Annotated in this window: 16 protein-coding genes; 7 read left to right on the top strand and 9 right to left on the bottom strand. The window is 63.2% G+C overall.

What is annotated here, in order from left to right; genetic code table 11:
* Nucleotides 1-23: 23 nt before the first annotated feature.
* The 4 genes from BT173_RS16655 to murJ form a co-directional block, all read right to left on the bottom strand.
* Complete coding sequence (locus BT173_RS16655; protein ID WP_072429803.1) at nucleotides 24-1,550, bottom strand: TRAP transporter large permease; 1,527 nt, start codon at nucleotides 1,548-1,550, stop codon at nucleotides 24-26.
* Nucleotides 1,547-2,146 carry a TRAP transporter small permease subunit gene (locus BT173_RS16650; RefSeq protein WP_072429802.1) on the bottom strand — a complete coding sequence of 200 codons (600 nt, stop codon included), beginning with the start codon at nucleotides 2,144-2,146 and terminating at the stop codon, nucleotides 1,547-1,549. Before BT173_RS16650 ends, BT173_RS16655 begins: the two co-directional genes overlap by 4 nt.
* Before the next feature lie 187 nt (nucleotides 2,147-2,333).
* Nucleotides 2,334-3,530, bottom strand: coding sequence for a pyridoxal phosphate-dependent aminotransferase (locus BT173_RS16645; protein WP_072429801.1), 1,197 nt, complete (start codon nucleotides 3,528-3,530; stop codon nucleotides 2,334-2,336).
* A 66-nt stretch (nucleotides 3,531-3,596) separates the two neighbouring features.
* Complete coding sequence (gene murJ / locus BT173_RS16640) at nucleotides 3,597-5,132, bottom strand: murein biosynthesis integral membrane protein MurJ (protein ID WP_072429800.1); 1,536 nt, start codon at nucleotides 5,130-5,132, stop codon at nucleotides 3,597-3,599.
* A gap of 121 nt (nucleotides 5,133-5,253) precedes the next feature.
* Between murJ and rpsT the strand changes: the two genes are divergently transcribed.
* Entirely contained in the window at nucleotides 5,254-5,517 is a 264-nt protein-coding gene (gene rpsT / locus BT173_RS16635) for a 30S ribosomal protein S20 (protein WP_072429799.1), read from the top strand.
* A gap of 95 nt (nucleotides 5,518-5,612) precedes the next feature.
* Here the strand turns inward: rpsT and BT173_RS16630 are convergent, their stop codons facing one another.
* Genes BT173_RS16630 through BT173_RS16615 form a run of 4 tightly spaced genes read right to left on the bottom strand, consistent with a single transcriptional unit; the run spans nucleotide 5,613 to nucleotide 8,833 of the window.
* The gene (locus BT173_RS16630; protein WP_072429798.1) at nucleotides 5,613-6,785 is read right to left on the bottom strand and encodes an acetate/propionate family kinase; all 1,173 of its coding nucleotides are present in this window, start codon (nucleotides 6,783-6,785) and stop codon (nucleotides 5,613-5,615) included.
* Nucleotides 6,782-7,699 (bottom strand): bifunctional enoyl-CoA hydratase/phosphate acetyltransferase, encoded by a 918-nt coding sequence (locus BT173_RS16625; protein WP_084658777.1) that lies wholly within the window; start codon nucleotides 7,697-7,699, stop codon nucleotides 6,782-6,784. Before BT173_RS16625 ends, BT173_RS16630 begins: the two co-directional genes overlap by 4 nt.
* 2 nt (nucleotides 7,700-7,701) lie before the next feature.
* Nucleotides 7,702-8,466, bottom strand: coding sequence for an enoyl-ACP reductase FabI (fabI, locus tag BT173_RS16620; protein ID WP_072429797.1), 765 nt, complete (start codon nucleotides 8,464-8,466; stop codon nucleotides 7,702-7,704).
* A 34-nt stretch (nucleotides 8,467-8,500) separates the two neighbouring features.
* On the bottom strand, nucleotides 8,501-8,833 hold the full coding sequence (locus BT173_RS16615) for a hypothetical protein (RefSeq protein ID WP_072429796.1): 333 nt from the start codon (nucleotides 8,831-8,833) through the stop codon (nucleotides 8,501-8,503).
* A 119-nt stretch (nucleotides 8,834-8,952) separates the two neighbouring features.
* Here BT173_RS16615 and BT173_RS16610 point away from each other — a divergent pair, with 119 nt between their 5' ends.
* From BT173_RS16610 to BT173_RS16585, 6 genes are all read left to right on the top strand, one after another.
* Nucleotides 8,953-10,038 (top strand): response regulator, encoded by a 1,086-nt coding sequence (locus BT173_RS16610; protein WP_072429795.1) that lies wholly within the window; start codon nucleotides 8,953-8,955, stop codon nucleotides 10,036-10,038.
* 77 nt (nucleotides 10,039-10,115) lie between these two features.
* On the top strand, nucleotides 10,116-10,706 hold the full coding sequence (locus BT173_RS16605; RefSeq protein ID WP_072429850.1) for a malonic semialdehyde reductase: 591 nt from the start codon (nucleotides 10,116-10,118) through the stop codon (nucleotides 10,704-10,706).
* Nucleotides 10,707-10,715: 9 nt separating this feature from the next.
* The gene (locus tag BT173_RS16600; protein ID WP_072429794.1) at nucleotides 10,716-11,810 is read left to right on the top strand and encodes a hypothetical protein; all 1,095 of its coding nucleotides are present in this window, start codon (nucleotides 10,716-10,718) and stop codon (nucleotides 11,808-11,810) included.
* A gap of 112 nt (nucleotides 11,811-11,922) precedes the next feature.
* The gene (locus tag BT173_RS16595; protein WP_072429793.1) at nucleotides 11,923-13,488 is read left to right on the top strand and encodes a ShlB/FhaC/HecB family hemolysin secretion/activation protein; all 1,566 of its coding nucleotides are present in this window, start codon (nucleotides 11,923-11,925) and stop codon (nucleotides 13,486-13,488) included.
* Nucleotides 13,489-13,584: 96 nt separating this feature from the next.
* Nucleotides 13,585-20,553: a two-partner secretion domain-containing protein gene (locus BT173_RS16590; protein ID WP_072429792.1), complete on the top strand. Its 6,969-nt coding sequence runs from the start codon at nucleotides 13,585-13,587 to the stop codon at nucleotides 20,551-20,553.
* Nucleotides 20,554-20,558: 5 nt separating this feature from the next.
* The gene (locus BT173_RS16585) at nucleotides 20,559-21,272 is read left to right on the top strand and encodes a FecR family protein (RefSeq protein ID WP_072429791.1); all 714 of its coding nucleotides are present in this window, start codon (nucleotides 20,559-20,561) and stop codon (nucleotides 21,270-21,272) included.
* Between the two features lie 18 nt (nucleotides 21,273-21,290).
* Here BT173_RS16585 and BT173_RS16580 read toward each other — a convergent pair whose 3' ends face one another.
* Entirely contained in the window at nucleotides 21,291-22,058 is a 768-nt protein-coding gene (locus tag BT173_RS16580; RefSeq protein ID WP_072429790.1) for a class II glutamine amidotransferase, read from the bottom strand.
* Nucleotides 22,059-22,170 lie beyond the last annotated feature (112 nt).

Raw genomic sequence — 22,170 nt, 5'->3', positions numbered from 1 at the left:
CCCTTATTGGCGAAATCCAGATTTCAGTTTGCGTTCTTTCCGGCTTCCTCCAGCAGTGCCGCGGCCGGGTCGGCCTCGGTCTGTGGCTCGGCATTGGGTGCCGGTGCACTATCGCCCATCAGTGCGGCGGCGGCCTCGTCAGCTTCGTTCAGGTTCTCCTCCACCGGCACATCCTGAGGCAGGCTTTGCAGAATCGCTTCGGTGTTCGCTTCATTGGTGACCACCGGTTTGTCGAGGAAGTGGGTGACCATCTGCGGGAAGGCCAGCACCAGGCCCACCATGACCACCTGGATGCAGACAAAGGGTACGGCGCCCCAGTAAATGTCTTTCGTCTTCACTGACTTGGGCGCCACGCTCTTCAGATAGAACAGTGCGAAGCCGAACGGCGGGTGCATGAAGGCGGTCTGCATATTCACGCCCAGCATCACCCCGAACCACACCAGATCGATGCCGAGCTTGGCCGCGATCGGCGCCAGCAGTGGGACCAGGATGAAGGCGATCTCGAAGAAGTCGAGGAAGAAGGCCAGGACGAAGATCAGGATGTTGACCACCACCAGGAAGCCGACTACGCCGCCAGGCAAGCTGTCGAACAGGCCTTCCACCCAGGCATCGCCATCCACACCCAGGAAGGCGATGCGGAAGACCCGCGCGCCAAGCAGGATGAACACCACGAAGGTGGTCAGCTTGAGAGTGGAGTTCATTGCCTGACGGGTCAGGTCCCAGCTCAGCTTGCGCTTGGCCAGGGCCAGGATCAGTGCGCCGACCGCGCCCATGGCGCCGCCCTCGGTCGGGGTGGCGATACCCCAGAAGATGGTGCCGAGCACCAGGAAGATCAGCACCAGCGGCGGTACCATCACGAACAGCGCCCGGCCCAGCAGCTTGCCGCCGCGCAGGGTGCGCGCTTCGGCGGGCAGGGCGGGCACCCATTGTGGTTTGAACACCGAGATGCCGAGCACATAAACGGCATATAAGCCAGTCAGCACCAGACCCGGCACCAGGGCGCCGGTGTACATATCGCCAACCGAGGTACCCAGCTGGTCGGCCAGTACGATCAGCACCAGCGAGGGCGGGATGATCTGCGCCAGGGTGCCCGATGCGGCAATCACGCCCGAGGCGAGCTGCGGGTTGTAGCCATAGCGCAGCATGATGGGCAGGGAGATCAGCCCCATCGAAATCACCGAGGCGGCGACCACGCCGGTGGTAGCGGCCAGCAGCGCGCCGACGAAGATCACCGCATAGGCCAGACCACCGCGTATCGGGCCGAACAGCTGGCCTATGGTGTCCAGCATGTCCTCCGCCATACCGGATCGCTCCAGAATCAGGCCCATGAAGGTGAAGAAGGGGATGGCCAGCAGCGTGTCATTGCGCATGACATCGAACACCTGCTGCGGCAGCGCCTGCAGCAAGGCGGCAGGCATAAAGCCCGCTTCGATGCCGATAAAGGAGAACAACAGCCCAACTGCGGATAGGGCAAAAGCCACCGGGTAGCCGATCAGCAGAAAGACGATCAGCGAGGCGAACATGACCGGGGCGAGCATTTCGTGGCTCATGCGCGGCCTCCCTTATCCTGGTCGAGTACGGCGTCGAGATGGGTATCGACGGTTTCCGCGGTCTGACCGCTGTGTTTTTCGGCCGGATCTGGGATCAGGCCCTGCAGAAAGGCCACGCGCTTGATGATTTCCGCGATCGCTTGCGCGATCAGCAGGCCAAAGCCGATCGGTATCAGCACCCACACCGGCCAGCGCACCAGCCCGCCTGGGTCGGCCGACTGTTCGCCGCTGGCGATCATCTGGGTCACCACGGGCCAGGCGTAATAAAAGATCGCGATGGCCATCGGCAGCAGAAAGAACAGTCCGCCCAGGATGTCGACCCAGGCTTGCTTACGTGGGCTGAGCTTGCCGAGCAGGATGTCGATGCGGATATGCTCGTTGTGCTTGAGGGTGTAGGCGGCGCCAAGCAGGAAGATGGCGGAAAACAGATACCACTGGATTTCCAGGAAAGCATTCGAACTCATATCGAAAGCCTTGCGGATGACGGCATTGCCGGCACTGATCAAGACGCAGACCAGTACCAGCCATTTGGCTGACTGACCGATGCGCTCGTTCAGCGCATCCACCCAGCCTGCCAGTTTGAGTAGCAGCTGCATTGGTTTGTCCCCATTATGGTTTTTTGCCCGCAAACGACGCTGTAGCGCGGTTTAGAGCAAGTGCACCATAACATAGGCCTTTGGCATCGCGCTGGAATGCCCGTGTAAGGGTTTTCGATAATGTGGCGAACTGGGAACAAAAAAGCCGCTCCGGGCTGGGAGCGGCTTGTCGGCTGGGCTGGGCGGGCTAGTTGAGCGCGCTGGCGATGCGTGCCAGTGCTTTTTCCAGATTGGCCATGCTGGTGGCGAAGCTGATGCGGAAATAGCCCTCGGCACCGAAGGCCGAGCCCGGCACCACGGCCACATCCTGAGCCTCGAGCAGATAGCTGCCCAGTGCCAGATCGGTAGGCGCAGCCAGCTTGCCTTCGCGATGCAGGTTCTGGATCGCCTCGCGCGCATCGACGAAGGCGTAGAAGGCGCCGCCGGCGCGCAGACACTTCAGGCCGCGAATCGCATTGAAGGCGCTCAGCACGAACTCATGCCGGGCATTGAAGGCGGCCAGCATCGGGGCGAAGCAATCGGCTTGTGGACCATTCAGGGCCGCTTCGGCGGCCACCTGCGAGATCGAGGTCGGATTCGAGGTCGATTGCGACTGGATGTTCTCCATCGCTTTGATCAGCCACTCCGGCCCGGCTGCATAGCCGATGCGCCAGCCAGTCATCGAGTAGGCCTTGGACACGCCGTTCAGCACGATGGTCTGCGGATACAGCTCCGGACAGGCGTTCAGGATGTTGGCGAAACTGGTATCGCCCAGCATCACGTGCTCATACATATCGTCCGACGCGATCAGCACCTTGGGGTGCTGCTTGAGCACCTCGCCCAGTGCCTTCAGCTCGGCCAGTGTGTACACAGCCCCAGTCGGGTTGGACGGTGAGTTCAGCACCACCAGCTTGGTGCGCGGGGTGATAGCCGCGGCCAGTTGGGCCGGGCTGAGCTTGAAGCCCTGCTCGATACCGCATTCGACGATGACCGGTTTACCCTCGGCCAGGATCACCATATCGGGGTAGGACACCCAGTAGGGCGCGGGGATGATCACCTCGTCGCCCTGGTTCAGATAGGCCTGGCAAAGGTTGTAGAAGCTCTGCTTACCACCGCAGGACACCAGTACCTGCTTGGCGGTGTAGTCGAGTCCTTGGTCGCGCTTGAACTTCGCGATGATGGCGTTCTTCAGGCCCGGCGTGCCCGAGACCGGCGTGTACTTGGTAAAGCCATTTTGAATCGCAGCGATCGCAGCAGCCTTGATGTGCTCGGGCGTGTCGAAATCCGGCTCGCCGGCGGCCAGCGCCACCACATCGCGCCCTTCGGCCTTCAGCTTCTGCGCCTTGGCGGTAATGGCCAGCGTGGGGGATTCCTTGATCGCTTGAACACGGTGCGAGAGTTCCATGGTCTTCCTTTCCTTGATGCGGTCTAGCCAGTGGCCTGCGAGCAGGCCGGGTGACGATGCGGGTATCTAGATGGATTTGCGCGAAAAATCGCGCGGCCGAAAGCCTAGGGCACCCAGTACGGCGAAGTAGACGAGGGCGCCGGCCAGGACCAGCATGCTGAGCTTGCTCACCAGTATCCATACCGGCAGATGATGCCAAGCGCCGAGCGCGTGTTGCAGGCCCCATAGCGTTAGCGCCATCAGGCCGACTGCGGCAAACAGCTTGGCCAGGAAGCGCAGCCAGCCCGGTTTGGGTTGATAGATGTTCTTCTTGCGCAAGCCCAGATAGAGCAGGGTGGCATTGAAGCACGCGCCCAGGCTGATGGCCAGGGCGAGGCCGGCATGCTGCAGGCTGCCGATCAGCAGTAGATTGAACAGCTGGGTCAGCAGCAGGGTGGCGACGCCGATCTTGACCGGGGTGCGGATATCCTGACGCGCATAGAAGGCCGGCGCCAGCACCTTGATCGAGATCAGCGCCATTAGGCCAACCGCATAGGCGCTCAGCGCACGCTGGGTTTGCAGGGTGTCCTGCAGCTGGAAGGCACCGCGTTCGAACAGCACGGCGATCAGCGGCTCGCCGATCACCGCCAGTGCCACCGTGGCGGGCAGGGCCAGCAGCCAGCACAGGCGCAACCCCCAGTCCAGCGTGGCCGAGTAGTCATCATGGCGCTCGGCCGCCTTCAGCTTGGACAGGCTGGGCAGCAGGATGGTCCCCAGCGCCACACCGAGCACACCGGTGGGCAGCTCCATCAGGCGGTCGGCGTAATACATCCAGCTCATACTGTGATCGGGCAGCCAGGAGGCGAAATTGCGATTGAGCAGCAGGCTGATCTGCGCCACCGACACGCCAAACATGGCCGGCCCCATCTGCTTGAGCACACGCCACACGCCCGGGTCCTTCAGATTCAACTTCGGCCAGCTCAGCATGCCGGTCTTGGCCAGCCAGGGCAGCTGGAACAGCAGCTGGGCCACGCCGCCCAGCGTCACGCCAATGGCGAGCGCCACGATGGGTTCTGCAAAGAAGGGCGATAGCCACAGTGCGCTGCCTATCATGGCCAGATTGAGCAGGGTGGGCGTGAAGGCGGGGACGGTGAAGCGATTCCAGGTATTGAGAATGCTGCCCACCAGCGAGGACAGCGAGATCAGCAGGATGTAGGGGAAGGTGATGCGGGTCAGCTCGACAGTGAGCTGGAACTTGGCTGCATCCTTATCAAAGCCGGAAGCGGACAGCAGCACGATGGCGGGCGCAGCCAGCACGCCGATCACGGTCAGGACGACCAGCGCCAGGGTCAGCAGGCCGGCCACATCGGCGATAAAGCGCCGCGTGGCGTCCTCGCCCTGCGTCTGCTTGTATTCGGCCAGCAGGGGGACGAAGGCCTGCGAGAAGGCGCCTTCGGCAAAGATGCGCCGGAACATATTCGGCAGCATGAAGGCCACCACGAAGGCATCCATAGCCTTGCTGGCGCCAAACTGATGGGCATTGATCGCATCGCGCACGAAGCCGAGAATGCGGGACAGCATGGTCATGCTGCTGGTGCGGGCAAGGGCCTTGAGGAGATTCATGCGCAGGGCTGCTGATTGACAAAACCGCGCAAGTGTACGCGATGATTGCCAGATAGGCCGAGCATCGGCATAATGCGCGGTTTCGCGATAGTCCTTTTACCGGTTTAAGGAGTTGATTTAAATGGCAAACAGCGCACAAGCACGTAAGCGCGCAGGTCAGGCTGCTAAGGCCCGCCTTCACAACATGAGCCAACGCTCGGAATTCCGCACTGCAGTTAAGAAAGTGCTGAAGGCCATCGAAGCTGGCGATAAGGCTGCTGCAGTCGAAACCTTCAAGGCAAGCACCAGCACGTTGGACCGCATCGCCGACAAGGGCGTGTTCCACAAGAACAAGGCTGCTCGCCACAAGAGCCGCCTGGCTGCCGCCATCAAGGCCATGGCCTAAGTCGCAAGACACAGACAAACGAATCGCTGGCCAGCATCGAATGTCGCAAAAAACCCGCTCCTTGGAGCGGGTTTTTTATTGGTCTGGCGCGCGGCTTAGCAATAAGCCACCGCGGCCCGGGCCAGCATGGCTTCCTCGTCGGTGGCTATCACCCAGGCGCTGATTGAGCTGGTCGCCGTGCTGATGCGCGCGGCGTTGGCCTGGTTGGCTGCACTGTCGAGGTCCAGCCCCAGCCATTGCAGCTGGCGGCAGATTTCGGCGCGCACGCGTGGATGGTGTTCACCGATGCCGGCGGTGAATACCAGGGCATCCAGGCCGCCGATGGCCACGCAGAGTGCGGCGATTTCGCGCGCGGCCTGCTGGCAGAACAGGGCAATCGCCAGCTGGGCGGCTGGTTCCGGGCTGGCCGATAGCGTGCGCATATCGTGGCTGAGGCCGGATACGCCCAGCAGGCCGGACTGTTGGTAGAGCAGCTGGCTGATCTCGTTTACCGACATGCCCAGCGTCTCTTGCAAATAGATGAGTACGCCCGGATCGATCCGTCCGCAGCGGGTGCCCATCATCAGCCCATCCAGCGCGGTAAAACCCATGCTGCTGGCCATGCTCTGCCGGCCGAGCAAGGCACAGGCGCTGGCGCCATTGCCCAAATGGGCGACCACCACGCGGCCCTCGGCGGCGGCACCCAGGTGGGCGGGCAATTGCTGGGCGATGTATTGGTAGGACAGGCCGTGAAAGCCGTAACGGCGCACGCCCTGCTGGAAATACGAGTCCGGCAGCGCGAAACGTTGCTGCAGCTCGGGCTGGCTGCGGTGGAAGGCGGTGTCGAAGCAGGCGATCTGCGCGACCTCGGGCAGCAGGGTCAGCATGCTGCGCGCACCAGCCAGGCCATGCGGCTGGTGCAGGGGGGCGAGTGGGGTGAGCGTATCCAGTGCCTGCAACGTCTCGTCGCTCAGGCGCAGGGGTTCGGCAAAGCGCGGGCCGCCGTGCACGATGCGGTGCGCGACCGCCGCCGGGCGCAGGCCCTGGTACTGGCGGTCCAGCCAGTCGAGCAAATAGCGCAGCGCGGCCGCATGCTCATGCCCGGCGATCTCAGCATCGGCCAGCGCCTTGCCTGCGGCGTCGCGTGCGTGGAATAGCGTGTGGCTGTCATCGCTGAGATGGCCGAGGTTCTCTATCTGCCCCTTGCAGATCAACGTCAGATCTGCGGCCCGATACAGCGCGAACTTCAGGCTACTGGAGCCGGCGTTCAGGGTCAGTACCGACCTCATGCCACTACTCGTCGTGCGGCTAGGATCTTGGCGATGGCGCAGGATGCCATGCGCGCCTCGGCATTGTCGGCACGGCTGGTCAACACAATGGGTACCTTCAGGCCGAGCACAATGCCGGCCGCGCGTGCACCGGCCAGATATTGCAGCTGCTTGGCCAGCATATTGCCGGCTTCCAGATCGGGCACCAGCAGGATATCCGCCAGGCCGGCCACCGGGCTGCGGATGCCCTTGCTGCGCGCCGCATCGGCCGAGATCGCATTATCGAAGGCTAGCGGACCATCCAGCATGCCGCCGCTGATCTGGCCGCGATCGGCCATCTTGCACAGTGCCGCCGCATCGATGGTGGCGCGCATGGCCGGATTGACGGTTTCCACTGCGGCCAGGATGGCCACCTTGGGCTCGACGATACCCAGCGCATGCAGCAGATCAATCGCGTTCTGCACGATATCGCGCTTGGCGAGCAGATCGGGTTCGATATTGACCGCTGCATCGGTAATGAACAGCGGTTTCGGGTAGGCCGGTACTTCCATCGCAAATACATGGCTGACCCGGCGCTCGGTGCGCAGGCCGCCGGCCGAGCTGAGCGCCGCATGCAGCAGCTCATCCGAGTGCAGGCTGCCCTTCATCAGCGCATTGACCTCGCCGCGACGCGCCAGCTGCACGGCCTGCTCGGCCGCGGCATGGCTATGCGGCACATCAATGCAGTGCACACCTTGCAGCGATTGCCCGCTCGCCTCGGCCACCGCCTGCAGCTTGGCCAGTGGGGCGATCAGGATGGGGTCGATCAAACCCTGCTCGCGCGCATCGAGCGCGCCGCGCAGCGACTCGGCATCGCAAGGGTGGGCAACCGCCATGCGGACGGCGGGCAGGGCGCGTGCCAGTTCCAGCAAGAGGCTCAGGGCATCGGAAGTCATTGTTATCCCATGATGTGGTAGCCGGCATCGACATAATGGGTCGAGCCGGTCAGGACGCGTGCCGCGTCGGAAATCAGAAAGCTGGCCAGCTGGCCGACATCGTCCGGCGTGGCCAACTGATGCTGCGGGCTTTTGGCCATGGCGGCCTGCATCAGCGTGTCGAAATGGGCGATGCCCGAGGCGGCGCGGGTGGGCATGGGGCCGGGCGAGATCGCGTGTACGCGGATGCCGCGCTCGGCCAGCTCGGCGGCCAGATAGCGCACCGTGCTTTCCAGCGCGGCCTTCACTGGCCCCATCAGGCCGTAGTGCTCGACCACCCGTTCGGCGCCCAGATAGGACATGGTCAGCAGTGTGCCGCCCTTGGGCATCAACGGTTCGGCCAGCTTGGCCATGCGGATCAGCGAGTGGCAGGACACATCCATGGCGCGCAGAAAGCCGGCTGTCGAGCAATCGACCAGCCGGCCGTGCAGATCGGCCAGCGGCGCGTAGGCAATCGAGTGGATCAGATAGTCGAGCTGGCCCCAGTGCTGCTCGAGTGCGGCGAACACGGCTTCGAGCTGGCCTGGCTGTTCCACATCACAGGGCAGAATCAGTTCGGCCTCAATCTGCTCGGCCAGTGGGCGCACATGGCTTTCCGCCTTGGCATTCAGATAGGTGATAGCGCTGCGCGCACCGGCCGCCTTGAGCTGGCGTGCGCAGCCCCAGGCGATGCTCTGCGCATTGGCCACGCCGATGATCAGGCCGCATTTGCCTTGAAGTGACTGCATGGGAGGACTCGCTGACCTACAGTGAACGAAGCGACTAGTTTAGGCGCATCAGTTTGCGGTATTCGGTCTGGCCAAGTTCGCGCCGGCGCGCTTCATCCGACTCGCCCGGGCTGGCATCCACCACGACCTTGACGTAGCGCCCGAGCTTGCGCCAGATCAGCAGGGTGAGACGCTCGGCCAGCGCCGCCTCGTCCACATCGGGCGCGCAGGCTTCGGCCTGCATCTCGAACAGCCAGGCGCCATCGAGCGCGCGACTGGAAACCCAGGATGGACTAACCCAGTCCGCCCGGATGGCAGCCAATACCCGTGCTGGCTCGCTGGAGCCAAGCGGAAAGGCAGACAGATAAACACGGTAGCTGAGTGGCATGGCCGGCTTCTGCAGAATGGGCGTGTGGCGGTTTTAACAAATCGCCTGTTGCGTCGCAATACAAGTCCGACGCCCGCCTGTGCTAGATTGTCGCTTCCAATTGAAATTATTCAAACGTCATGACGCAAACTGAACTCGCCAGCGATCGCCCACGTATCCTCGTGGTGGATGATTCGCGCATCGTCCGTGCCACCGTCAAGAAGCACTTGGCCGCCAGTTTCGACATTATCGAAGAGGCCGATGGCGAGGCGGGCTGGGAGCGCCTGATGGCGGACGGCACCATCCTGGTGCTGATGAGTGACCTCAGCATGCCGCGCCTGGATGGCTTCGGCCTCTTGGCCCGCGTGCGCAAGTCCAGTGATGCACGCATTCGCCATACCCCGGTGATCATCATTTCGGGCGAGGAGGATGCCGAGACCAAGCAGCTGGCGGTGGAGCGCGGCGCGAACGATTTCGTGACCAAGTCCACCGACCGCGCCGAGATGCTGGCACGGGTCACGGCAGCAGCTAAGCTTGCAAAGACCGCCCGCGATCTGCGTGCCAGCGAGGTTAATCAGGCGCGTACGGCGACCACCGAGGTGCAGACCGGCCTGGCTACCCCGCATATGTTCCAGCTGCACGGCGAGAAGCTGATGGCGCATGCGCTGCGCGTGCATGGTGAGGCGACCCTGCTGGTCTTCGAGATCGATGCCTATCCGGCGCTGTGCGAGCGGGTGGGGAGTGCGGTGGCCGAGCAGGTGGTCAGCCTGGTGGCCAAGACCGTGGCCAGCCGTCTGCGCAAGGAAGAGATCCTGGCGCGTTTGGAAGGACCGCGTTTCGGCATCTTCCTGTACGCCGACCTGGCCGGCAGCCTGCGTTATGCCGAGCGGCTGTGCGAGATCATCGCCGCGGCCAAGATCAATTTCAAAGGCCAGCCACTGAGCGTGACGGTGAGTGCCGGCGTGGGTAGTGCCACGGTGGACCAGCTGAGCGAGTTCGAGCCGCTGTTCAGCTTGTCGCTGCAACGCTTGGCTGAAGCCATCGAGCTGGGCGGCAATCGCTTGCAAGCACCGGCCTTGCCGGCGCCCGCGCTTGCGCCCATCGAAATCCATGAAGCGCTGGCCCTGCTGGCCGAGGGGCGCGAGGAGGCCGTGCGGCCGCATCTGCCGGCCTTGCTGGCCAAGCTGGCCCCGCTGCTGGCCCTGGCCGAACAGGCCAAGGCCTAGGCGGTGAGCGGCATCAGTAGCGTTTGCGAGGCTGGCCGGCTATGCTGGCCTCCATTCGAACCGACCTGATGCCTGCCATGTCCACGCCACTCTCCGACGCCAGCCTCGATCAGCTTTTCCGCCAAGCCCGTACCCACAATCATTTCAGCGACCGCCCGGTCGAGGACAGCACCTTGCAGGCGCTGTACGAGCTACTCAAATGGGGCCCGACCAGCGCGAATGCCTCGCCGGCCCGTTTCGTGTTCGTGAAGTCGATCGCCGCCAAGCAGCTGCTAGCGCCGGCGCTGTCGGAAGGCAATCTGGCCAAGACCCTGGCCGCGCCAGTCACCGTCATCGTCGCGCACGACCTGGCCTTCTATGAGCAGCTGGGCACGCTCTTTCCGCATACCGATGCGCGCAGCTGGTTCGCTGGCAATGATGCGGCGATCCAGACCACGGCCTTTCGCAATGGCAGCCTGCAGGGCGCTTATCTGCTGCTGGCTGCACGTGCACTGGGCCTGGATTGTGGTCCGATGTCGGGTTTTGACAACAGCAAGGTGGATGCGGCTTTCTTCGCCGGCACCAGCGTGCGCTCCAACTTCCTGATCAACCTCGGTTACGGTGATGGCCAGCAGCTGCATGCGCGCAATCCGCGCCTGGCCTTCGAGGACGCCTGCCGCATCGCGTAAGCTGTACACATGGCCGAGAACAAAAAACCGCAGTGGGATATCTGGAAGGAGCTGGACGAGCTACGTCAGCGCCATAAGGAACTCGGGCCGATGTTTGCCCGCATCGGCGTGGCGCCGGAATTCGCCCAAATGGCCAATAATCTGCGCCTCGACCTGCAACGCCGGCCGCCTTCGCCACCGCTGGCCACAGGCGAGCGCGACAAGGATGCGCAGGCGCAGGAAGACTATAAGCGCGCGTTTGCCTCGCATTACGAGGAAGTGTTCTTCAAGGTGGAGAGCTTCCTGCGCATGCCCTGGCCACCCGAGGCCCAGTTTCTGGTGCCGGCCATCTTGGAAGAAACCGAGAACCTGCGCCGCCAGCTGGTCAAGAATCCGTTGGTGCCACCGGTGCTGGAAAAGCTCGATGGTTTTATCGAGCAGTACAGCAATCTGGACAGTATGGACGGCCGCCTCGACCGCGCGGCCATCGAGGCGCGCAAGGCTGAGCTGATCGATGTGCTGGGTTTTCCGCTCATGGTGCGCCGCCAGCTCGCCCACCCGGAATGGGAGCTGCTGCCGCCGCTGGCGTCCGACGACTACCGGCAGCTGCTGGCCACGCGCATCGGCAATTACCGCCAGACCGCATGGCTGGAATCGCGCCTGTACGATAAATGGTATGTGGCGTTGGAGTTCGATGCGATCTGGGCGCGCCTCAAGCGCGATGCGAATGACCGCGAGCGCATCATCAGCCAGCTCAAACTGAACTGGCCCAAGCTCGGTAACTGGGCGCCCGACTTTCCCAATGCCGATCTGGTCTGGTATCTGCTGCTAGTGCTGGCCTGCGTGATCTCGCTGTTTGCCGAATGGTGGTGGCCGGCCGCCGGCCTGCTGCTCTGGCTGCAACTGTCAGTGATCATCGAGCGCCACCATGTGCAGTTGGTCAATAAGCGCCGCCAGGCCTTGTTGCTCGAATGCGGACGTTTCAAACGCATCCGTGATCAGATCTCCTCGGGTAAATTCGATCCCAACCAGGTGTTGCGTCAATTGAAACAATTCAATTTCCGCCACTATGTGTCTGAGCAGGGCATGTCCTTGCTGCAATCGATGTCCATGGGCGGCTTCTAGCCTTGGTTGGGGCCTTTTCTGGCATGCCGACAGAATATTTCCCCCAATCGGAGGTTTCCCCCGCTGCACGCTGACCGTTAAAGTACGGCCCTAACGCCAGACCGAGGTCAGAATGAAGTCGTACGCCATTGCCATCCTGCTTGCCCTGGGCAGCCTTGCCCAGGCCGATGACACCCTGCGTTTCACCATCCGCCAGTTCCTGGTGCAGGGCAATACCGTGCTGCCTCAGGCCGAGATCGATGCGGCGCTGCGCGCCCATGCCGGCGAGCAACGCGATTTTGGCGATGTGCAGCGCGCGCTGGAGACCTTGGAGGCGCTGTACCGGCGCGCCGGCTTTGGCAGCTTGCAGGTCTATCTGCCCGAGCAGGAGCTGCGCGACGGCGAGGTGGTGTTCCAGGTCATTGAGCCCAAGCTCGATCAGGTGCGCATCGAGGGCAATCTCTACTTCGGCGCCGAGAATATCCGCCGCGCATTGCCCGCCCTGCAGAGTGGACAGATTCCCAATACCGGCGCCATGGGCGCCTCGCTGCGCTTGGCGAATGAAAGCCCATCGCGGCGCCTGAGTGTGGCACTGCAAGCCGGCTCCCAGCCGCAAAGCGTGGATGCGCTGGTGCGCGTGCAAGATGAAAAGCCGTGGCGGGCCTTTCTGGCAGCCGACAATACCGGCAGCGAGGAAACTGGCCGTACACGCCTCTCGCTCGGTTACCAGCATGCGAATCTGTTCGACCGTGATCAGGTACTGACCGCGCAATTCACCACCGCCCCGGAATCAGGCGAGCAGGTGAAGATCTTTGGCCTTGGCTACAAGCTGCCCCTGTATGGCTGGGGCGACAGCCTGAGCGCCTTTGCCGGTTACTCGAATGTCAGTTCCGGCGCCCTGCAGGGCCTGTTCAATGTCAGTGGCAAGGGCACCGTGGCGGGCGCGCGCTACAACCTGGGCCTCAAGGCCAGTGGCGCATACCAGCACAAGCTGGTACTGGGCATCGATTGGCGCCGTTTCGAGAACGAGACTACCTTCTTCGGCTTCCGCCAGGGCAAGCAGCAGTACTTCATCCAGCCGCTCAGCCTGGCTTATCAGGCCCAGTCACAGGGCAGTGGCTGGTCGTATGACTGGAACCTCAGCTATGCGCGCAATCTGCCGCATGGCGACGATCTGGCCCGTGCATCCGGCCGGCCCGGCACACCGGCTCAGCCCATTGATAATGACGACTACCAGCTGCTGCGCTTTGGCGCGAGCGGCTACCTAGGCCTGCCGCAGGAATGGCTGCTGCGCACCAGCTTGAATGGCCAGCTCAGCCCGGATGCCTTGCCCTCGGGCGAATGGTTTGGCCTGGGCGGCGCCAGCAGCGTGCGTGGCTATCAGGAACGCGTATTGGCCAATGATGAAGGCGTGAATGCCAGCGTGGAGCTGTACACGCCGGACCTAGCGCGGCGCCTGGACTGGACCGATACCCGCCTGCAATTGCTGAGCTTTGCCGATTGGGGCCGCCTGAGCCGCAATCAGCCGCTGCCAGGTGAGTTGCGTTCTGCCAAGCTGGCCAGCGCGGGCCTGGGGCTACGCTTGAATCTGGGCAAGTACGCGCAGTTCAAGCTGGACTGGGCGCGCGCCTTGAAAGAGGGCGGCGGCCAGCGCAAGGGCGATAGCGAGGCGCATGCCTCGGCCCTGTTGTCCTATTGAGTTCGGCTCTGCGCAAGCAAGTCAGTATTGATTGATATCTATGATCTGGGCCGCTTGGGCGGCCCGGCCATCCCTAGGGATGGAAGGAGTTTGGACATGCATACCCGTCGAAAGCCACCGCGCTTTGCCCTGAATACCATGTTTGCTGCCACGCTGGCCTGCTATGCGCCGCTGGCACAGGCTAATCCGGCTGGCGCCGAGGTGGTGGCGGGCAGTGCCCAGCTACAGCAGCAGGGCAATAGCCTGGTGATCAGCAATACGCCGGGCACCATCATCAACTGGCAGTCCTTCTCCATCCAGCCGCACGAGCTGACCCGTTTCGTGCAGCAAAGCGCGCAAAGCGCGGTGCTGAACCGGGTCGTCGGGCAGGACCCTTCGCAGATTCTTGGCCAGCTGCAGTCGAACGGCCAGGTCTTCCTGATCAACCCGAACGGGGTGGTGTTCGGCCAGGGCGCCCAGGTGGACGTGGCGGGCCTGTTGGCCTCCACGCTGAATATCAGCGATGCGGATTTCCAGGCCGGCAAGCTGCGTCTGAGCGGTACTACCACCGCCTCGGTCAGCAATGCGGCCAGCATCAGCACCCCGAGTGGCGGCTTCGTCTACCTGATCGCCCCGAATGTGCACAACCATGGTGTGATCGTCTCGCCGCAGGGCGAGGTCTTGCTGGCTGCCGGCCAGAGCGTGGAACTGGTGGACGGGGTGGATACCAGCTTGCGGGTCAAGATCGCCGCGCCGGCCGGCGAGGTGCTCAATGTCGGCCAGCTGATTGCCAGCCAGGGGCGGATCGGGATTTTCGCGACCGCGATCCAGCAGCAGGGCCTGGTCAGTGCCAACCGCACCGAGCTGGGCGAGGGCGGGCGTATCTTGTTCAAGGCCAGCCGTGACGTACAGCTGGCCGGCGCCAGCCAGACCGAGGCCCAGGGTGGTGGCAGCGTTGTGGTGGATGCCGGGCGGCGCGCCGACGTGCTCGGCCAGATCGACGTTGCGCATCAGACCGGCAAGGGTGGCCAGATCACCGTGCTGGGCGAGCAGGTCAAGGTGGATGGGCAGCTTGATGCTAGTGGCGCCACGGGCGGCGGCACCATCCTGATCGGTGGCGATTACCAGGGTAAGAATGCCGCTATCCGCAACGCCCAGTTCACTGAGCTGGGCAGTCAGGCGCGCCTCGATGCCAGTGCTGGCCAGCAGGGCGACGGCGGCAAGATCATCGTCTGGGCCGATCAGGATACTGCGGCCCATGGCCAGATCAGCGCGCGCGGTGGTGTACTGGGCGGCAATGGCGGCTTTGCCGAAGTGTCCGGCAAGCGCCATCTGCAGTTCCAGACTGCGGTCGATCTGAGTGCCCCCAAGGGGCAGATCGGCAAGCTCCTGCTTGATCCGACCGATTTCATTATCGACAGCACGAATGTCGCTGCGCTGTTCGGCGCCTCGGCCGATGTGACACTGGCGGCGACACAGGATGTCATCTTTGATGCTTCGGCCGGCGTTGCCTCAACCTTCTACAACATCAGCGTGCAGGCTGACCGCGATATCAGCCTGCAGACCGGCACCACGCTGAGCAGCACCGGCGGCAGCATCAACCTGAACGCGGGCCGTGATGTACTGTCCCTTGGCGCGATCAGCGCCATTGGCGATCTGCAGATCAGTGCTGGGCACAATGTCCAAAACGAGGCGGATTTCGGCGCAGGCGGCATGCTGCAGATCCGGGCCGGGAATGACATCGTCCAGAACGCGCTGTTCAGCAGCAACGGCAATACCCTCAATCTATTTGCCAATGATTCGGCCCTGTGTGCGGCCTATGGCTGCGTGGGTACGCTGAACCTCAATCACGATGTCACGACCTTCGGCCTGATCGATCTGTCCGGCAAGGGCATCACCCAGGCTGGGGGCGCACTGAGCGCAGGTTCCGGCACGGTACGCTTCAATGCTGGCGCGCTGGGGATCAGCCAGTCCAGCGAAGCAAGCCTGGTGGCGGATACGCTGACCATCAATACCGCTGGTGATGTGAACTTGCTGAATGTGCGCGCGGGCAGTAGCGCCGTAGCGCTGCAGGCAACCTTGGCCGATGCAACCGACAAGCAGCTGAATGTGCGGGTCCAGGACAGCAATCTACGCATCGATGGCAGCGGTATCAGCTGGGATGGCCGGGCGGCACTACAGGTGAACAACGGCAGCATCAGCCAGAACACCTCGGCGGCGCTGGGGCGGATTCAGGTCAAGCAGCTGGATCTGAGCATCAACAATGCCACCGGCAGCGGTGGCGAGGTCACATTGCTGAGCAGCGATAACCAGATCGGCCAGTTATCGGCACAGCTACTGTGCGCAACCGGAAGTTGCTCGAGTGCGGCGCTGGATGTGCGCAATGGCGCGGACCTGCTGATCGGCGGCTCCGGTATGCGGCACGAGTATGGCGATGTGGTGCTAGGCAATAGCGGCAAGATCCACCTGGACAATGCGGGTATCGAGACCGGTAATTCTGGTAGTGGCATCTATCTGTATTCCACGACTAGCACCCTGACGGGCAGCGGTGCCAACGCCGTGCTACGTAGCGATCTGATCAATTTGCAGCGCGATGTGGCGGGGAACGGCTATGGCGGTGCGATCGGTACGGCCGCGCCGGATGAAGCGTTGCAGCTGGCCAAGCGCAGTGGTGGTGAAGCCATCTCGCTGTATCTGGGTGGCAGCGGCGCCAGCGTGGCCGGCGCGCATATTGTCAGCAGTGATTACCTGACTGTGTCCAGCCTGAATCTGGGCAATGATCAGACACTGTTCCTGCAAAGCGCAGACGGCATGACTCTGGAGAATGCCGGCCCCATTAATACTGGCACGGCTGATTTGAGCCTGCACGCCCTGGGCGGCGAGCTGTTGCTAACAAGTTACAGCAGCATGGCGGGCAAAAATATCAGCCTGAAGTCCAATGGTGGCCTGGTCGTCAGTAATCTCAGTATCAACGCCCTCGATACCCTTGCGATCGATGCGGCCACCTTGAGCCTGATGACTGGCGAGGGCATTACCTCTCTAACTGCCGGTAATCAGCTTGCCATCACGACGGATGCCTTGGATCTGAATAGCACTCCGCCAGCTTTTGCGATGATGGCCGCGATGGTTGAGGGGAGTACAGCACCACTACAGGCACCCAAATTCAGCTTGCAAACGCGTAGCGCGGGCACCCGCATTGATCTGGGCGGTGTGGATGGTGAGGGCGTACTGGGCTTGTCGATAGATGAGCTTGGAAGCATCAACACGGATCTGCTGGAGTTGAAAGCGACCGGCGCTGATGCAAGCCTGACGGTCAGTGCGGATTACAACCACGCCGGAAATTTGAACCTACAGGCCGGCGGCGGCATTCAGCTGGACGCCAATCTGAGTGCCGACCAACTGACGCTGAAGTCGGACAGCGCCAGCATCCAAGGTGCCGGTACTGTCACCGCGACAGGCGAACTGGTACTGAATGCCGCGCAAGGCATCTTCGGTGCCGATAGTGGCTTGCGTGTGAGCGCCCAGACAATCAAAGCCCGCAGCAGCCAGGATGGGCAAGGGGCGATTGATCTGGAAACCGACACCCCGGCCGTGTTGGATCTGCAAACCGCGAATAGCCAGATTTCGGTTACGGCCCTGAATGGGGCTGAGCTGACGCTGCAACAGATTCAGGCGGGTAGTGGGGCGGTCTCGCTCAGTACTGACGGTAATCTGCTGGCTGTTGCTGCGGGTGTCAGTATCAAGGGCGGCGACCTGCTGTTGAGCGCAGGCAGCATCGGCAGCGCAGCCCAGCGTCTGGTGACGGATGCCAGCGGGAAGTTCGAGGTCCGTACCAGCACTGGCAGCAGCTATGTCAGCGAGCTGGGCGGCGCGAGCGCGCATATCCTGCGCAGCGATGGTGATCTGGACCTGGTGCTGGGCGGCAATGTGCTGCTCGATGATCAAAGCCAGCTCGGCACGGCCAGCAATCTGCGCCTGGATGTCGGTGGCAACCTGTCCTTGCTGCGTGCGAATGCCTTCAGTGCCGGCGCGCTGAATCTCAGCAGCACTGGTGCCATCAATAGCAATGCGTTGCTGCAGGCCTTGAACGGCCCCTTGCAACTGAGCGCACAGTCTATCGGCGCGCCAGCGGCCCGGGTCGCGCTCAGTGGCGCCACGCAGACGGTCAGCAGCACCGGCAATGGGGCGCTGTACCTGGAAAGCACTGGCGGCAACCTCAACCTGAACAGCCAGGGTGGGCTGATCGATCTGCTGGCCATGGGCGATGCCCAGCTCACGGTACAGAGCCAGGGCGGTAATGTGTCGATCGATGGCAATGCTGCGGCAGCTAGCCTGGGCGGCCTAATCGATGCCGGCGGCGGCACGATCAGCCTATTGACCTCGGGTCGGCTCGGCGATGCCACCCAGGCCGATGGGCGTCTGCGCGTGCTGGGCGCGAGTGTGAATGCGACAGCGGTTGATCTTTATCTGGACAGCCAGAAGAACGGCGCGCAACTACAGCTGAGTGCCACCGGTGGCGATCTGGATGTGCTGGCCGCAGATGGCAGTCAGCTGGCGGCCAGTTCGAGCGCGGACATGCGCTTGCAGTCGAACGGCACCCTGCAGCTGGGTGGTCTGGATGCAAGCCAGGGCACACTCAGCGTCTCGGCCACGCGCATCAATGGTACAGCCGGCCAATCTGCCAAGGCAGCCGACATCCTGTTACAAGCCACGAACGGCATCGGTGCGCTCAACCAGGCCCTGGCGGTTGATGCCAGCCAGCTGGAAGCCAGCGTGAGCGGCAGCGGCAAGGCCATCTATCTGCAAACCCAGGGTGGTAACGCCAAGCTGAGCAGCCAAGGCGGCGCTATCAGCCTGATTGCGCAAAGTGGCAACACCCAGCTCGATTTGTTGCAAAGCCAGGGCGGCGCGATTCAGGTGCAGACCCTGGCTGGCGACCTCAGCCTGACCAGCGTGCAAGCCGGCAGCGGCAGCGTCCAGCTGGATAGCAGCGGTGCACTGAGCCTGGGCAGCCTGGACAGCGTGGGTGCCCAACTCAAGGCGGGTGGCGCGCTCAGCTATAGCGGCACCGTGAATGCCGGCAGCGGCCTGCTGGGCCTCACTGCCGGTGGCGCCATCAGCAGCAGCGGCGGCCTACTCAAGGCCAGCAATATCCGCCTAGAGGCCGTGCAAGGCATCGGCGCCGGCAATGCGCTGGCAGTCGACAGCAGCCAGCTCAGCGCCCACACCACGGGCAGCAATGCCGCCATCGCCCTGAACAGCCAGGGCGGCAGTGCTCAGCTGAGCACCCAGGACGGCGACATCAGCCTGAACAGCAGCACGGGCAGCCAGGTCAGCGCCAGCGTCGGCGGCCAGGGCCGTAATCTGACCGTGCAGGCGCAAAGCGGCGACCTGCAGCTGCAAAGCCTCAGCGTCAGCGGCCTGGCTCAGCTGCATGCCCTGCAAGGCAGCCTGAGCGGCCAGGGCGGCACGGCCTGGCAAGCCGGGCAGTTCGAACTGAAGGCCGGCCAGCTGAACCTCAACACCGACCTGAACAGCAGCGGCAGCCTGATGCTGGACAGCCTGGGCGCGATCAACGCCCAAGGCGGCCGGCTGACGGGCAGCCAGATCACCCTGCGCGCCGCCGGCCTGATTGGCGGCGCGAATGCGCTGCAGATCAACACCGCGTCCCTCGATGCCGCCAGTAGCCTGGCCGGTGCCGACATCCAGCTGAGCGGCACGGCAGCCACGGCCAAGCTGAGCAGCCAGGGTGGCGATATCAACTGGCAGGCCCAGGGAGCCAGCCAGGTAGCGGCCAATGCAGGCAGCGGCGCGATCAAGGCCAGCAGCGATGTGGCCCTGGATGGCAGCTTCAGCGCGGGCAGCGTGCAGCTGAGCGCGCAGCGCCTGGGTAGCGCGGCGCAGCGCCTGCAGCTGGATACGCTGTCGGCCGATCTGCAGGCGGCGGGCGAGCTGTATGCGGATGGCAGTCAGCGCCTGGCCAGCTTGCAGGTCAACAATAGCGGTAGCCTGACCGATTTCAGTGGCAGCGGCAGTTATAGCGCCACGATCAGCAGCGCCAGCAATGTCGTACTGCAGAGTGGGGCGGATATCGGTCTGCTGAGCCTGAACGCCAAGCAGGTCAAACTGACCGCGCTGGGTAGCATCCAAGGTTTAGCCGGACAGGCCAAGCAGCTGGTGGCAGATACGGCCAGTCTGCAGGCGGGTGGCGATATCAGTTTGAGCAGCCAGGTCGCGAGCCTGGACCTGAAAGCCGGGGCGAATATTGACCTCGTCAATCATCAGGCGCTCACGCTAAGCGGCGCACAGGCTGGGCAGGATCTGCGCGTGGAAAGTTTTGGTGGCCTGAGCACCACCGGCCTGGTCAAATCGGGTGGCAAGCTGACCCTGTTGACCCACAGCCCCTTGCAGATCGGCAGTGCCGGCCTGGAGGTCGGTGGCGACCTACTGCTGCAAACAGTGAGCAGTGGTGCGAACGACGAGATAACCCTGAATGGCACGCTGAATGTGCTCGGCAATTGCGAAATCCAGTCGGCCGGCGGCATCCAGCAGAATGCAGGCATCAGCACCCAGGGTGGCAGCCTGCTGCTGAATGCAGCCGGGGGGGATCTGCTGATGAGTGCGGCGGCCAGTTCGCAATCGAATGGCGGTGCGATTCGCTACAGCGCCTTGGGCAATCTGACCCTGGCTTTGCTGGATGCCGGCACGGGCGCGGTCGATCTGCTCGCCAGCCAGGGCAGCATCAGTTCGGCCCAGCCGGGCGGCATGAATGTGCGTGCGGGTGCCCTGAATGCCAAGGCCGGGAGCGGCATTCTGCTGCGCGCCAATGTGCCGGCCGACAAGCTGACACTGAGCAGTGGTTCGGGCGTGCTGGATGTACGCGACGCCAGTGGCGCACCCTATCCGGGTACCACGCCGGTGGACGAGAGCGAGCAGATCGGCAATGAGTCAGTGCAGGCGGTCAGCATCCTGACTGCCTTGGGCAATACCCAGCCTTCCGTGCAGGATCAGGTTGAGCAGCTGATGAATGCGGTCGAGCAGCAAGGCCAGGACAAAGACCAACCCAAGAAGGCCCGCAAGTGCTGAAACCCATGCTTCGCTTTGCTGTATTGCTGTTTTGCGCCGGCTTGGCGCTGCCTGGCCTGGCCAATGATGCAGCCACCGTCAGCCAGCTGGCGGGGGTGCTGTCGGTGCGCCAGCTTGATGGCGCAGTCAAGCTGCTGGCGCTCAACTCTACCGTCCGTGCCGGCGATCTGCTTTCCACCGGGCCGAAGAGCTATGCGCGGCTCAAGTTCGTGGATGGCGGCGAGCTGACCCTGCGCCCAAACACCCAGTTACGTATCGACGATTTCCGCTTCGAGCAGGACAAGCCCGAGCAGGACAATGCCTTCTTCCAGCTGCTGAAGGGCGGCTTGCGGGCGGTGACGGGTCTGGTAGGTAAACGCAATAATCTGGCCGCCTACAAGATGACTACCCCGACGGCCACCATCGGGATTCGTGGCACCAATTACGGCGCGCTGTATTGCCAGGACGATTGCGCTGACTACCAGACCAATACCGGCCAGGTGCCGGCCAATGGCCTGCACGTGGATGTGCATGAGGGGCAGATCGTGGTCAGCAATGCACTAGGCAGCCAGCAGTATCAGGCTGGCCAGTTCGGCTTTGTCGGGCCGAATCAGCCGCCGCTGCCCGTGCCGGCCAGTGCAGGCGTGCCGATCGCCACCGATCGCGGCATCAATCGCCCGCCCGAAACGGTGCTGGGCGAGCAGGCCGATAGGCAGAACTTCGAATGCACGATGGAGTAGGCGGCCGCCTGCCGGCGCTTAAAGCCGGCTAGGCAGGCCGTCGCGGAAGATCAGCAGCTCACCTGGGCTAAGCGCCGTCCAGTGTTCATTGTCGGTCAGCGGCTGGGTGGCGATCAGCGCCACGCGGTCGGCCGGTGTGGTCAGCGCCTTGAAGTCCACGCTGACGTCCTGGTCGATCAGGTGGGCCTCGCCAAACGGGGCCTGGCGCACCAGATAGTGCAGATGGGTCGCGCAGTGTGCGGCCAGCCATTCGCCATTCGAGAGCAGGAAGTTCAGGCTGCCATGCTGGGCCAACTGCAGCGCCAGTTCACGCAGGGCGGTATGAAGGTCTTCGGCGGCCGGTTCCTCGGCAAAACGTTGCGAGAGCTGTTGCAGCAGCCAGCAGAAGGCATGCTCGCTATCGGTATCGCCCACCGGCTGGTAGCGGCCATGATTCAGCGCCGGCAGGGTCTTCAGATCACCATTGTGGGCGAACAGCCAGTAGCGTCCCCATAGCTCGCGCATAAACGGATGGGTATTGGCCAGGCTGATCTGGCCGACCGTGGCCTTGCGGATATGCGCAATCACATTGGTCGACTTGATCGGGTAATTGCGCACCAGCTCGGCCACCGGCGAGGTGCTGGAAGCCTGCCAATCCAGAAACAGCCGGCAACCCGGCCCTTCGAAGAAGCCTATGCCCCAGCCATCGGCATGGTGGTCGGTCAGCCCGCCGCGCTTGCGGAAGCCTTCGAAGGAGAAGCAGATATCGGTGGGCACATTGCAGTTCATGCCCAGCAACTGGCACATCGCACTATCCTTTCGCCCTGGCGGGCTTTATCAGCCAGACGGCCTCTTGCTGCGTGCCGACTGCGGGTATATTTTTCATTGAAACAAGCGCTTAAGTCACAGCTGCGTTAGC

Origin of the sequence: Chitinimonas taiwanensis DSM 18899, assembly GCF_900119825.1 — a bacterium.
In the GTDB taxonomy this organism is placed as follows: Bacteria; Pseudomonadota; Gammaproteobacteria; order Burkholderiales; family Chitinimonadaceae; genus Chitinimonas; species Chitinimonas taiwanensis.
Note: the sequence above shows the minus strand (reverse complement) of the source record. Positions and strands in the feature narration are given on the sequence as shown.